This window comes from Paraburkholderia sp. BL6669N2 (genome assembly GCF_003387275.1).
Lineage (GTDB): Bacteria > Pseudomonadota > Gammaproteobacteria > Burkholderiales > Burkholderiaceae > Paraburkholderia.
In genome coordinates, this window is sequence record NZ_QUNA01000002.1 from 2,563,790 (window position 1) to 2,577,662 (window position 13,873).

Sequence of the window (13,873 nt, forward strand, 5' to 3'; positions counted from 1 at the left end):
CAGTTATGACAGCAGCCGGACTTCCGCCGTCGCCGAGCATTGTCAAACGTATTGCGTCGAGTTTCGTCTTCAGACTCTCGGGCGCAGTGACGAATTTTTCGTTCGTGATCTTTCTCGGCCGTTACCTCGGCGCGTCGCAGACGGGTCTCTACATGATTGGCCTGGGGTTTCTGTCGGTGCTGTCGACATTCTGTCGGCTCGGCCTCGAACAGATCGTGATTCGCGAGGGCGGTCCGATGGTACGCGATCGTCAGTGGGCACAGCTACGAAGCTTGTACCGCCAAACCATGCTCCTCGCCGCTGTTGCGAGTCTCGTCCTCACGCTGACGGTCATTCTTCTGTCGAAACCCCTGGCGCTGTACGTCTTTCATAAGCAGGAACTTGCCTCCGTATTGGTGTGGTTCGCAGTAGCGTTATTACCGACTTCAATCGCGATGATGCACGTACCGTTTCTGCAGATCATCGGCAAGCCGGAAAGAAGCATCGCCGTGTTCAGCGTTTGGGTACCGCTCCTCTCGTTCCTTTCACTATTCTGTATGCCGCCGTCGAACGCGGTGACGGCGGCATATATCTTCGTCGGCGCATCGACCGTCAACCTCGCTATTGCGTACATTCCCTTCAGCAGGTTCATGCGCAGCGCCGGCGGTCTCACCAGTCCGATCGGCCCGGTATGGAATGTCCGCTTACTGCGGCCAGCACTGCCGCTGCTGATCGGCAACACCTGCCAGATGGCGCTGCTCTGGATCGCGGTTTTTGCGCTGGGCATCCTCTCTTCTCCTTCCGACGTGGGCGGGTATTCGGTCGCACAACGCGTTGCGCTGACGCTTTCGGGCTTTCTGGTCCCACCCATCGACGCGCTAGTGGGGCCCAAACTTTCGATGATGCGCGGTACCGCCAGCAGGCACGATATCGAGTGGATTGTTCAACGAGTATCGGCTGCACTGCTGATCCTGGTGTCGGGTCTTTTCGTCGTCCTGGTCATATCGGGTCACCAACTGTTGCGACTATTCGGCAATGACTTTGGGGCGGGTTACGGCCCCCTTCTATTCTTGAGCGCGGGACAGCTTGCCGTGGTCGCAAGCGGTTCGATACGTCCTTTACTGGTCGTTCACGGACTGGAGAGAGTCATCCGTAATGCGATGGTAATAGCGACCCTGGTGTGCATTGCCCTTGCCGCGATTCTCGTACCGACGCTTGGCGGGACCGGCGCCGCACTCGCTACCGCTCTTGCACTCGCAGGCGAAAAACTCGTAGAGGGACTTGTGGCGTGGAAGGTTCTGGGTATCTGCGTCTATCCGTCGCTGTCGTTCTACCGACGTGAGATCACCACCGTCCTGAAGCCCCACGCGAAACGCACACAAACGGAATAGACACGTGAACATAGGCATCTTCTTCAAGATCCGGAATCGTCTTCGAACGTCACTTCAGAGCGTCGTTTATCCATTTTTCTTCGCGCGGTTCGGGGCACGTTCCCGCATTCTCAGGCCAATCCGGATCGACGGATCGGACAACATCACGATCGGCACTGATGTCTTCATTAACAACTTCGCATGGATCGAGACGATTCACGCGTTCTCCGTGCAACCCAGACTTGAGATCCGCGACCGTGTATACATCGGCAACAGCGCACATATTATTGTCACCCAGTCGATCGAAATCGGATGCGACGTACTGATCGCCGATCGGGTCTATGTCGCCGACTATATTCACGGATACGAAGACATTCACAAACCGGTCAAGACACAAACAGCGCCGCCCGGTCAGTATCGGCGACGGCTCGTGGATTGGCGAGAACGTCGTAATACTCGGAGCCAGAATCGGCCGCAACTGTGTGATCGGCGCTAACGCCGTCGTCACGAGCGACATCCCCGATTTCTGCGTCGCCGTCGGCGCACCTGCCCGCGTGGTTCGCCACTGGCATCCGGATCATAGGGAATGGTTAAAGGGCGGGCCTTCTGCGCGCAACGCCTGTCCCGCTAGTGTCACAACCGAAATCAATCATGCTTAGTGCCCTCTTCCGACGCGAATTCCGCGCCTCGTTACTGCTGACCGCAATCCTGCTTGTCAGCGGCGGTTGGATCGTTGTGGTTCGAGTTGGCAATTCCGCGATGATCGCCGCAATCGTGGTCGTTCTATTTTGCAGCTTCCTGGTATCCGTACGTTTTCCTCGGGCAATCCGCGGAAGCTACGGGATTCTGGTTATCGCGATCTTCGTTGCCAGCTACGCGCAGGACTTTCAGATCGACGACAAGGAACTCTTCGTCATTCTAAAAGCGCTGATCGCGGGCGCCGCGTGCATCTATTTCAAGCGGACACGCCGCGACTTCCGCGAGCTTTTCGTTGACGTGATGTATTACATGGCGATCATCTCGCTGGTCCTTTATCCGCTCGCGTACGTGGCTCCCGGCATCGCACGCCATATCGATGACGAATACAGCACGGTCTTCGGCCTTCTCTACGTCCGCTCGACCGATCTGCAGCGCTTCAATCACTACCGCAATCAGGGCATCTTCTGGGAAGCTGGTGTATACGGCGTCATGCTGACGATGGCCTTTGCATACAACTGCCTGAAGTACAAGAAACGACCCAACTGGGTATTTATTCTGGCTGCACTCTCCACTCAATCCATGGGAGCCTTGTCGGTCTTGATGCCATTCGCTGCCTATTGCTACGTGCATCAGCGCCAGCCGCGGCTCGCAAATCTCGCGGCCATTATGCTGGGCATTGTGGTGGCACTTGTGCTGGCCGCCCCTGGCGCGATCGACGACGCCTTCTCGACCCTCTTCGGCCGCTCGCTGCAAGGCGACTCGAGTATCACCGTGCGAATCAACGACATGACACTCGGGGCGCGCGCCGCAGCTGACAGCTTGCTGCTCGGCCGTCCAAGCGGCGATCTCGACGCCTACAACGCACTTGCACTGGACGAGTATGGGTACATCAAGGAGAACGACGCCGGCATATCGAACTCGATTACCGGCATGATCTACAAATACGGCGTACCTGTCACCGTGATCTATTGCTGGGTTCTCTGGCTCCGGGTGCGTAGGGATTTCGGATCTATGGCGCCACTTGTTTTTGCCGTTTTCGCCGGCTTGCTGATGATCGAACCACTCGGTCTGTCTATCTTCATCTTCATGCTTCTCGCCTATCGAGACTATCCGTCGGTAGCCGGCCGGGAATAGGTCCGACATGTCTCACGAAGCCCATTTTCAAAGCGGTTGTAGTGGGTTACCCGGATCTGCCAAAAGTATGTCGAATAAAGACAGTCGACGCACAACACATAGGTTGCTCAGTAGAGTCACACCGAACGAGGCACACAGGATAGAAGCACATGAGCATTTTCCCAGTTGTTCTATGTGGCGGCAGTGGAACGCGGTTGTGGCCGATGTCTCGTGGCGGTCAACCAAAACAGTTCCTTACGCTGGCGGGCGAGCACTCGCTGTTGCAGACTACGCTCAAACGCCTCAATGCCCTCGACAACACCAAGCCACCGGTTCTGGTTTCAAATGCCGAATACCGCTTTCAGCTTGCCGATCAATTAAAGGAAATTGCTCTCGACGTCTCTGCGATCCTTCTTGAGCCAGTTTCGAGAAACACCGCGGCGGCGATTGCGGCCGCGGCACATTTCGCTGTCCAGCATGATCCCAAGGCACTGTTGCTGGTACTGCCGTCCGATCACGTCATTCAAAACGTAGACGCGTTTCACAACGCCGTCGAAACCGGCATTGCTCTGGCGCGCGATGGACGGCTCGTCACATTCGGAGCGGTGCCGACTGCGCCGCACACCGGGTTTGGATACATCCGCAAGGGTGAGTCGTTGGCGGACATGGAGCACGAGGCATACAACGTCAGCGCCTTCGTCGAGAAACCCGAAGCCGCGCTCGCTGCCGAGTTGCTGGCTAGTCGCGATTACTTGTGGAACAGCGGGATTTTCCTGTTTGGCGCAGCCGTCTACCTGGACGAACTGAAACGATACGAACCAGACGTCGCCCGTCTCGCGCATCAGGCATACAAAGATGCACGTCCTGACCTGCCATTTCTTAGGCTCGGCAAAGATGCCTTCACCGAATGTCCCAGCATCTCGGTGGACTACGCGGTTCTTGAGCGTACCGATCGCGCGGCGGTTATCTCTGTGGACGATCTCGGCTGGAGCGATATTGGATCGTGGTCCGCACTGCATGAGATTGCGCCGCAAGACGAGCAGCGCAATGCGCTTATAGGCGACGTGCTGCAAGATTCCGTATCGAATTCATATATCCGCGCTGAACACCGCATGGTCGCGGCAATTGGCGTCAGCGACCTGGTAATCGTCGAAACGGCAGACGCTGTGCTCGTCGCCCATCGCGATCTGGCTAAAAACGTGAAGACTATCGTCGACAGCCTCAACGCAACGGGACGGCGCGAGTCCGTTACCCATCGGCGCGTGACGCGCCCGTGGGGCTCGTATGAATCCATCGACCAGGGCGAGCGCTTCCAGGTCAAACGGATCGTTGTCAATCCCGGTGCCCAATTGAGCCTTCAACTGCACCATCATCGGGCCGAGCATTGGATCGTGGTCAGGGGCACGGCGTTGGTTACGAACGGCGATCGCGAAGACTTGTTGACGGAAAACCAGTCTACCTATATTCCCGTTGGGGTATCGCACCGACTGTTCAATCCGGGAAAGATCCCACTTGAGCTGATCGAAGTTCAATCCGGAGCGTATCTCGGCGAGGACGACATCGTTCGGCTTGAGGACCGCTATGGAAGAACCGGCACCGCATAGCGCTTAAGCGCTGCTCGCGCTTGCTTCTATAGAGGCGGGCCAGCGGATCTCACCCCGCGATCTTGGGTGCATCGGGCCGATACAAGGCAGATTCGACAAGATCCTCATTTACTTAGTCATCCAAATTCTCCGACAGAAATAAATCCTGTCGGAGCGCTTCGTCACGTCTTATCGACCTGAGGCCTGTTAAATGACCACTAAATGCACGATGTTCGGGATAGAGATAGACGCCATCTCAATGGATACGGCCGCAAAGACGTTGGCACGGTGGCTTGAATCGCCGCGCACAAGATGCCGTTACGTGGTCACGCCGAATGTGGACCATATCGTCAAACTTCGAAACTCGCCGGCATTCCAGGCTGCGTATGCAGACGCTTCGATGATACTGGCAGACGGTAAGCCGCTCGTGCTCGCATCGCGGATGATGGGTCGCGCATTAAAGGAAACGGTGCCCGGCAGCGATCTCGTACCCAGTATCCTTCATCAGGCGCGATCAATGAATCAGCCCATGCGCGTGTTTCTGCTAGGCGCGGGCCCAGGTGTAGCGGAGCGCGCCGCGCGGATCATTACGCAACGCTGGTTGAACGTTCTGGTAGTCGGTACGTACTGCCCTCCTTTCGGATTTGAGACGTTCCCGTCCGAGTGCGATCGCATTCTCGACGAAATCGCCGCAGCTGAGCCGGATCTGTTGATCGTCGGACTCGGTGCGCCCAAGCAGGAACTATGGGTGCATGAACACAGGCCGCGCATCAGCGCAAAGGTGGCGATCTGCGCGGGCGCGACGATCGACTTCATTGCGGGCGAGAAGGTACGCGCACCGGTCTGGATGCGCAGGACTGGCCTCGAATGGCTGCACCGGATCGTCACCGAGCCCCGGCGTCTGTTGCGCCGCTATGCACACGACGCATTAGTCTTCCCAACTGTTCTGGTCAGGGAACTCGTGAGCAACGCCGTTGCGCGCAATAAATGATTGACGACAGAGAGTCATACCGTGACTAACCGACGACAGGCAATCAAGGGTGCCCTCGCAGGCACGATTCTCAGCGCGGCGGCGGCCGTCAACGGGCAAACGAAACCGGACGCGTCATCCGTAGATACGGAGTTGTCGAAGGACACCCCGTCGAGAGCAAGCAACGCTCAATCAATCGCATTCAAGGCGGCCGCGCCGACGAGTATCGTCCGGACGGTGGCCGAAGAGTTGAACGACGCCGACATCAATCCCAAACGATTTGGTGCAAAGGGCGATGGCCGCACCGACGACAGCGCGGCGATCCAGTCTGCGATCGACCTGCTCGAAGCACGTGGCGGCGGTGTGGTTCGCTTTCCGGCCGGGCGTTATCGCTGCAATGTCGTCCTGAAGAACGGCGTGTCGCTCGTATCGAGTAGCACGATGTTCGGCTATCTTCCGGGCCACATTTCCGGCGTAACGCTGGTACAGGCAGACCACGGCTTCGTGGTCGATACGCCAACGGCACTCGTGCGCGGAATCGGCATTAGCGGCATTAATTTCGAAGGACGCGGCGCCAATTTCCCCGGTGGCGGGGTGCGCTTTCAACTGGTCAAATGGGCGGCTATACGACGTTGCACCGCCAACAATTTCGCCGATCAGGGCTTTCAGCACCTCGCAGGGTTTGGTGTCGTTTTTGAGGATATTCTAACGACGAATGTCTTGCTCAATCGCCAGCGCGACCGAATTTCCGGATGCATCGAAACGTTCGGTACCGACGATTTCCTCAACCGCATCGAAGCCAACCCTTCTCTGATCGCGGGTCGCGGTCTGGTCACGCCGGACCTGCTGCTGTGCGGCATTGTCGTGGGCGGGGCAAACAACTTCCTGTCGAACTGCATTGGCGAGGATGCCGAACGCGGTATCTACATCGCACCGTTGCGAGGATCGCAGCACCGCATTTCGCAGTGCCGTGGCGACTCCAATATCGGCCACGGCTTCTATGTGGATGGCAGCGCCATATGGAGCACATGCTTCGGCTACAACAATAGTTCCGCCGAGGTCGGCACCTACAGCGGCTTCTATATGTCGTCGAAGTCGCGCTCGAACGTGCTGACCTCATGCCGCTCCGAGGGCCGAAAAGAACGTCTTCAGAAGTATGGTTTCGAGGACTACGTCAGCGAATCCGATCCGGATGCGCGCAATCAATACTTCGCCTGCGCGGGCAGCTTCAATCAGGCTGGATTATTCCTGGTGCAGAACCATGAAGGGTCGAGCGTGTCGGGCGCGCCGCTCACCATTAAGCCTCCGGCTGGGACGCGGATCGTCAACGTCACCGGCTCAGGTCTCGTTGTGCTTGATAACTACATGACGCCCACGGACATCTCGTATTTTTCCGGCGCCGCCGATGGTCAAACGATTCGCGCACTGGGGAATCCGAATGTGACGATCGTTCACGGATCGGGCATCGTGACGCGTTCATCTAAAGACGTTGTGCTGAAAGCGGACACGATCTACGCATTTACCCGATACGTCGACAAGTGGTACATGAATTGAGTGGAGCGGAAACAATAGGATCCGTGCGATGCGAAATGTTGCCTCACCTTGAACCAGCTTCGCACGGTGCTATTTAAGAATGGCCAGCAGATCGGCAACGCTTATATCGGGCAATCGTTTGGCAAGCATGTCCCAGAAGATCAAATCGCGCATAGCACTCGCATCTTCGGCCGTAGTCCACTCACGCGCGCCGACGATGGAATCGGCCGTCTCGGAAGCGGCACTAACGATTGTCTGAATTTCTTCTATACGCATGAATGCGTTATCGGCTACGTTCAGGACTTATTTAGCCCTGCGCGTTGAGAAAATGGCAAACCGCCGAAAAATTCTGCTTGGATCCGGTTTTTAGGCGGGTGAACTGGCAGTGGCAATCCCATGATAGCTGGAGTTTTTGCCGCAAATTACCCAGGAAAGCCCTACCTTGAAAAAGATCGGCTCAAGTGACATCCCGTAGAGGTTGAGCGGAGCGGCGGCCACCGTTCTGGCGATTCGTTTTATATCGCGTTCTCGCATAACCCACATCTATAAATGTGCTATACATTCCGTCTCATTTCACGGGTAAATTTATGCATATACGCATAAATCCTGTCCAAACGGATTGCGGATGTATCGGATAACGGATTCTCTCCGCTAAAACGGAATTTCTGCAGTCAGGTCGTGAACAGCCAATGTGTTGGCCAAATCGGACATGTAATAATTAAGCTAGAATTGATGGTTAGCATGCAAAAGACAAGAAAAATACAGAGTCCAGGGCGGGGCTTCGAAGGCTAAAACATTCCGGGGGAAAACAAATGGAGCTGGTACATACTCTGCCGCGCTGTTCGCGGCAAAGTGCCGTGAGAGCACAGACGCGTGAGATGACTCACGTCGACATAGCGTTATTCAACGGATTTGCACTGCCAAAAGTCGCGGCAATCATCGAGATTTTCCAGAAAGCGAATGCGTTCAGCGCATCACAGCAATTACATCGCGCGCGTTACGACGTCTCTTTGCTGTCGGCGGCAGGCGGCCGTATCGCAAGCTCGTCTTCGGTATTCGTCTGGACTGAAAGTGTCGACTCGCATCAGGTGAGGAATGACAGACATCTGCTGTTTATTGCAGGCGGCGCGGGCGTACCGCATGCGTGCCGCGACGAACGCCTAAGCAATTGGCTGCGCCGCAGGCATCCGTTCAGCGAGATCGTTCATCCGATCGCCGAGGGCAGGCTGTTACTGGAAGCAGCAAAGCTTCCCAGCCGCTACTGTGCCCTCTTATATGGCGAGGATGAGACAGGCGACTACTATCAAGCAAGAGCACTGAGCGAAGCTCCAACCGAGGTCGCCACAGCACTGCGTATCGTGGAAGAGGATATGGGACTGGAAGTGGCGCGTCATGTCGCTGAATCGGTTGCCCCTCAACAGGATGTGCCTTGGGACACGTCCATTTCCCGCAGCGGAGCGCCCAAAGTCAGTGAAAAAATCATGACGTCGGCGCGCTGGTTGGAGGCAAACGTCGACCGGCCCGTTTCTATCGACGCGGCCGCGAAGGTGGCCGCGATGAGCGAGCGCAACTTCCTGCGCCGCTTCAAGAGCGAGATCGGGATGACCCCCTCCGACTATCTGCTTCGCGCTCGTCTTAACATGAGTTGCCGGATGCTCGTGGAGTCGCGCTTGCCTGTCGATAAGATTGCGCGACGTTGTGGCATTGGCAGCGGCGGTCAGTTGGCCAAGTTGTTCAGGAAGTATCTTGCGACGACACCCACCGATTACCGCCTGGGCAGGGCACCGGCTCCCGCGGAGCAATCTTGAGCGAACGTCTCGGCTAAGTTCCTCCGGTAAAGCACGTCGCAATTCCGTTGGCCGCCCGTTCCTCCCGAACTTTCCGCGAAGAGATTATTTCTAGCATCGTTATGCGCGGGCTGGATCGCAACAGAGCCTCGCCGCTGTCATCGATGCCATGGATCCACGCGCTATACGCCCTGCGCCGTGGTGCTCCCCGCCAGGCCTTCACGTTTCCGCTTTAGCCAAAAGCGGCGCTTCTTCCGCCACCTTGCATCCATAGCCGGTTTTCGCCCCTATGGTTACGCTCGACCACCCGAGTCGATCTATCCGACACTACGCAAACTCTGCCTGGTCAGCTTCGCTTTGGCCCGTCTTGGAAGGCCGGCTACTCTCTAACGTCTATATCGCGAACACCCCGGACAACTCATGCTCAAAGTTACCAAGGCCATATTTCCGGTGGCGGGTCTCGGCACCCGGTTCCTTCCCGCCACGAAGGCCAGCCCGAAAGAGATGCTTCCGATTGTCGACAAGCCGCTGATCCAGTACGCGGTGGAAGAGGCAATGGCGGCCGGCATCACCGAAATGATCTTCGTCACGGGCCGCAGCAAGCGCGCGATCGAGGACCACTTCGATAAGTCGTATGAAATCGAGGCCGAACTCGAGGCGCGCGGCAAGGACAAGCTGCTGGAGCTCGTGCGCAGCATCAAGCCGAGCCATGTGGACTGTTTCTACGTACGTCAGCCGGAAGCGCTGGGCCTGGGCCACGCGGTGATGTGCGCCGAAAAGCTGGTGGGCGACAACCCGTTCGCCGTGATTCTCGCGGACGACTTGCTGTACGGCACGCCGCCTGTCATGACGCAGATGATCGAGGTGTTCGACCACTATCACAGCTCGGTGATCGGCGTCGAAGAGATCCCGGCCCAGGAGACGAAGTCGTACGGTATCGTCGACGGCAAGGAGTGGGAAGACTCGATCATCAAGATGTCCGGTATCGTCGAAAAACCGGAGCCGAGCGTGGCGCCGTCGAATCTCGGCGTGGTCGGCCGTTATGTGCTGAAGCCGCGCATCTTCGACCGTCTGCGTGCGTTGAAGCCGGGCGCGGGTGGCGAATTGCAGCTCACGGACGCGATTCAGTCGCTGCTCGCCGACGAACAGGTGCTGGCGTACAAGTATCACGGCACGCGTTTCGACTGCGGCAGCAAGCTGGGTTATCTGAAGGCAACCATCGAGTTCGCCTTGCGTCACCCGGAAGTGGCCGCCGATTTCGAAGAATATCTGCTTGCGCGCTCGCCAGTGACCGCAGGCTGACAGACTGATCTGCCGCGGATACGTCCATTTTGCGACCGAAGGAATGGACATTCGTCCGGCGGCCGGTGAATCTTGACCATATCGGCCAAGACTATGGTTCATTCAGCCGCGCTTTCGTGCCGCTAGCGCGGCATCGGTAATATCAAAACCTGTCGCGCCGTCTCTCGACGTCGAACAGCGATTGTCCCAAGGCAGTCGACCATTCGATCGCAAACTTCGAACGGACGGTTTTCATTCAAGGCGGTTTAACGTAGCGGGCGCACAGGAAGTTATGGGCGAGTTTATTCCAGAGTATCTGGTCCGAGAACAGGCAGCCGTGGGTGCGCTCGTATTGTTCGCCATTCTGCGCATTGTCTGCGCCGCTGTCGCCGTCGAGAAGGGCTGGCGCATATCCGTCGTGCAATCTTATTGCATTGCGATTGCGGTACTTTACTGCGTGCCCCAGCTATTTGATCTGTTGGTGCACTCGTATGGAATGCGGGCCGCGTCTGCGGCCGCGGAACTCGAAGGTAAGGCGGCGGGCTCGGCGGTTGCACTCTTTTTCGCGCCCATTCTGAGTCATAAGCTCGGCTACGAATAGTTACCGCGCCGCAGCCGACGCAGCATCTTCTCCCACCGCCGCATCCACCGACGCAACATCGGCCGCCACATGCGACAGCTTCATCATGCGCGGCTGAAGCAGCAGCGCGACGAGCCCGCTCCAGCCGGTCTGGTGCGAAGCGCCGACGCCACGTCCGTTGTCGCCGTGAAAGTACTCATGAAACAGGATGAGATCCTGCGAACGCGGGTCGGCCTGCAGCATCGGATAAGCAGCCATCACGGGCCGCACACCTCGTGCATCTTTAAGAAAGAGCGTGGTGACGCGCCGCGCAAGGTCGTCGGCAATCTCGCTCAGCGAACAACGCTTGCCCGATCCTGTCGGATAGTCGATGCGGAATTCATCGCCGTAGTAGCGATGGAACTCATATAGCGATTCGATCAGCAGGTAGTTGACAGGAATCCAGACCGGCCCGCGCCAGTTCGAATTGCCGCCGAAAACGCGCGAGTCCGATTCGGCCGGCTGATATTGAATGCAGACATTCACGCCGTCATGGTCGAAGACATAAGGTGTATCGCGATGCACGAGCGACAGCGCTCGCACGCCGTGCTCAGAGAGAAATTCGTTTTCGTCGAGCGCGCGGCGCAGCAGTGTTGTCATACGGTGTCCGCGCAATAACGAAAGCAACGTGGTATTGCCCTTACCGGGTTCGGTCCAGCGCGACACCAGCTTAGCCAGATTCGGTCGATGATCGAGAAACCAGGCTAGCCGTTCGCGCAATCCCGGCAGATGACCGTACACGCGATCCTCTAACACGTGAACGGCGAACATCGGAATCAGTCCGACAATCGAACGGATGCGCATTGGCACACGGGTTCCGTTTGGCAGGTGAAGCACGTCGTAGAAGAACTCGTCCTGTCCGTCCCATAGCCCCGTTTTGCACCCTTCGCTGCAACTGACCGCTTCCGCGATATATAGAAAGTGCTCGAAGAACTTCACCGCAATTTCAACGTACGCGCTGTTCGTCATTGCAAGTTCGAGGCCGATCTGCATCAGGTCGAGTGCGTACGAGGCCATCCATGCCGTGCCATCCGCCTGATCGATGCGGCCGCCGGTGGGCAGCGGCGAAGACCGGTCGAAGATGCCCACGTTGTCGAGCCCAAGAAAGCCGCCCTGAAAGATGTTGTGATCATCGGCGTCCTTGCGGTTGACCCACCACGAGAAATTGAGCAGGAGCTTGTGGAACATGACTTCAAGAAACGCGTGATCGCCGACGCCCGTCACCTCGCGGTCGAGTTCATACACGCGCCATGTGGCCCACGCATGCACCGGCGGGTTGGCGTCGCCGAACGCCCACTCGTAGGCGGGCAATTGTCCATTCGGATGCATATAGCGCTCCTTCACGAGCAGCAGCAATTGCTTCTTCGCGAAGTCGGGATCGATCATGGCGAACGCGACCGCATGAAAAGCGAGATCCCACGACGCGTACCACGGGTACTCCCACTTGTCAGGCATCGACACGATGTCGCCATTGCACATGTGCCGCCAGTCCGCGTTGCGGCCGTTCCTGCGAGCTCTCGGTGGCGCCGGTTGGCCAGGGTCGCCGTCGTGCCAGCGCGTCACGTCGAACTGGTAGTACTGCTTCGACCACAGCATGCCGGCGAGCGCCTGGCGCTGCACGAGCCGCGCATCGGCGTCGGCGATGTCGAGCTGAAGCGCCGCGTAGAATTCGTCGGCTTCCTCTTGCCGGCGCGTGAAAAGCGCTGGCATGTCGAGACGCGCGGCGTCCGCAGCCGCTTCGGGACGCCAGCGCAGGTACAGCACCGAGCACTCATGTGGCGCAAACTGCAGGGCCACATGCGCGGCGGCACGAGTACCCTTGTCGCGCCGGATTGCCTGCTCGTCGCCGTCAACGAGGTAGTCATTGAAGCCGTCTTTAAACGGCCCTGCTCCATCGACGCCGAAAATCCGGCGCACATTCGTTTCGTTTTCGCAGAAAAGCCACTCGATCGGCCGTTGCGCAGACGCCGTCACGATCATCGTTGCGAGTGCGGGGTGGCGCGCGACGACACACGCGCCATCCTCGCTATTCGACTCCAGCGTAAGCGACGGCTTGCCGGGCTTACCCGACCAGGCCCATCTGTTGCGCGCCCAGAATTGCGGCAGTAGATGAAGCGCCGCGCGCTGATCCGCGCGGTTTTCGACGGTCACCCGCATCACGATATCGTCAGGGGTGTGCTTCGCATACTCGACGCAAACGTCGAAGTAGCGGTTGTCGTCGAACACGCCCGTATCGAGGATTTCATATTCGGGCTGGTCCGCGCCGCGCCGCACATTTTCATCGATAAGGTCCTGGTACGGGTACGCGTCATGAGGATACTTGTACAGCATCTTCATGTAAGAATGCGTCGGCGTGCCGTCGAGATAGAAGTAAAGCTCCTTCACGTCCTCGCCGTGATTGCCCTCCTCATTCGCCAACCCAAAGAGCCGTTCCTTGATGATCGGATCGTGCCCATTCCAGAGCGCGAGCGATACGCACCAGTCGAGTGGGTCGTTGCCGAATCCGGCAATGCCGTCCTCGCCCCAGCGGTACATGCGGCTGCGCGCATGATCGTGCGGAAAGTAGTCCCATGCGGTGCCGTGTTCGCTGTAGTCTTCGCGAACAGTGCCCCATTGCCGCTCGCTCAGATAAGGCCCCCAGCGGCGCCAGCGGTCGAGTTCGGGACCATGAAGACGGGCACCTTCGTTCGACTGGAGCAGATTGGTTGCGTGTAGCGGTGACATGGCACCTCCGGGACCCGACATCGACCATCCAACACGTTCAGTACATCAAGCGTCCGTCCGTTTTTCATCAGGAGTACCGTTGCACGGCGCACCGCCGTGCTTCAACAAACGCTTCCAGCAAGGGCGGCCAGACACTTCTCTAATGATAAGCGCCATCGCGCTGCAACGAGTGAACCTTGCAGCCGCCTCTTGTTGCATACTTAAACGAAATATAC

At 57.9% G+C, this 13,873-nt stretch carries 12 protein-coding genes and 1 pseudogene; 11 read left to right on the forward strand and 2 right to left on the reverse strand.

The window, feature by feature from the left end; genetic code table 11:
* Nucleotides 1-5: 5 nt before the first annotated feature.
* The 8 genes and pseudogenes from B0G80_RS34005 (at nt 6) to B0G80_RS34030 (ending at nt 7,268) form a co-directional block, all read left to right on the forward strand.
* Nucleotides 6-1,370 (forward strand): lipopolysaccharide biosynthesis protein, encoded by a 1,365-nt coding sequence (locus B0G80_RS34005; RefSeq protein WP_116122187.1) that lies wholly within the window; start codon nt 6-8, stop codon nt 1,368-1,370.
* A gap of 4 nt (nt 1,371-1,374) precedes the next feature.
* A complete protein-coding gene (locus tag B0G80_RS34010; protein WP_258879274.1) occupies nt 1,375-1,845 on the forward strand; it encodes a hypothetical protein in 471 nt (156 codons plus the stop codon).
* On the forward strand, nt 1,802-2,008 hold the full coding sequence (locus tag B0G80_RS47410; RefSeq protein WP_258879248.1) for a hypothetical protein: 207 nt from the start codon (nt 1,802-1,804) through the stop codon (nt 2,006-2,008). The genes B0G80_RS34010 and B0G80_RS47410 overlap by 44 nt, the downstream gene beginning before the upstream one ends.
* On the forward strand, nt 2,001-3,182 hold the full coding sequence (locus B0G80_RS34015) for a hypothetical protein (RefSeq protein ID WP_116122188.1): 1,182 nt from the start codon (nt 2,001-2,003) through the stop codon (nt 3,180-3,182). The genes B0G80_RS47410 and B0G80_RS34015 overlap by 8 nt, the downstream gene beginning before the upstream one ends.
* Nucleotides 3,183-3,331: 149 nt before the next feature.
* On the forward strand, nt 3,332-4,765 hold the full coding sequence (locus tag B0G80_RS34020) for a mannose-1-phosphate guanylyltransferase/mannose-6-phosphate isomerase (protein ID WP_116122189.1): 1,434 nt from the start codon (nt 3,332-3,334) through the stop codon (nt 4,763-4,765).
* 379 nt (nt 4,766-5,144) lie between these two features.
* Nucleotides 5,145-5,735, forward strand: coding sequence for a WecB/TagA/CpsF family glycosyltransferase (locus B0G80_RS34025; RefSeq protein WP_258879120.1), 591 nt, complete (start codon nt 5,145-5,147; stop codon nt 5,733-5,735).
* A 216-nt stretch (nt 5,736-5,951) separates the two neighbouring features.
* A pseudogene (locus tag B0G80_RS47415) lies at nt 5,952-6,110 on the forward strand (glycosyl hydrolase family 28-related protein); the annotation flags it as partial.
* 45 nt (nt 6,111-6,155) lie between these two features.
* A complete protein-coding gene (locus tag B0G80_RS34030; RefSeq protein WP_258879275.1) occupies nt 6,156-7,268 on the forward strand; it encodes a hypothetical protein in 1,113 nt (370 codons plus the stop codon).
* A 69-nt stretch (nt 7,269-7,337) separates the two neighbouring features.
* Here B0G80_RS34030 and B0G80_RS34035 read toward each other — a convergent pair whose 3' ends face one another.
* Complete coding sequence (locus tag B0G80_RS34035; protein ID WP_116122192.1) at nt 7,338-7,523, reverse strand: hypothetical protein; 186 nt, start codon at nt 7,521-7,523, stop codon at nt 7,338-7,340.
* A 536-nt stretch (nt 7,524-8,059) separates the two neighbouring features.
* Here B0G80_RS34035 and B0G80_RS34040 point away from each other — a divergent pair.
* The 3 genes from B0G80_RS34040 to B0G80_RS34050 all read left to right on the forward strand — a co-directional run bounded on the left by B0G80_RS34040 (nt 8,060) and on the right by B0G80_RS34050 (nt 10,916).
* On the forward strand, nt 8,060-9,055 hold the full coding sequence (locus tag B0G80_RS34040) for a helix-turn-helix domain-containing protein (protein WP_116122193.1): 996 nt from the start codon (nt 8,060-8,062) through the stop codon (nt 9,053-9,055).
* Between the two features lie 399 nt (nt 9,056-9,454).
* Nucleotides 9,455-10,336, forward strand: a complete 882-nt coding sequence (gene galU, locus B0G80_RS34045) for a UTP--glucose-1-phosphate uridylyltransferase GalU (protein ID WP_116122194.1) — start codon at nt 9,455-9,457, stop codon at nt 10,334-10,336.
* A 271-nt stretch (nt 10,337-10,607) separates the two neighbouring features.
* On the forward strand, nt 10,608-10,916 hold the full coding sequence (locus tag B0G80_RS34050; protein WP_116122195.1) for a hypothetical protein: 309 nt from the start codon (nt 10,608-10,610) through the stop codon (nt 10,914-10,916).
* Here B0G80_RS34050 and B0G80_RS34055 read toward each other — a convergent pair whose 3' ends face one another.
* On the reverse strand, nt 10,917-13,658 hold the full coding sequence (locus B0G80_RS34055; RefSeq protein ID WP_116122196.1) for an MGH1-like glycoside hydrolase domain-containing protein: 2,742 nt from the start codon (nt 13,656-13,658) through the stop codon (nt 10,917-10,919).
* Nucleotides 13,659-13,873: the final 215 nt, after the last annotated feature.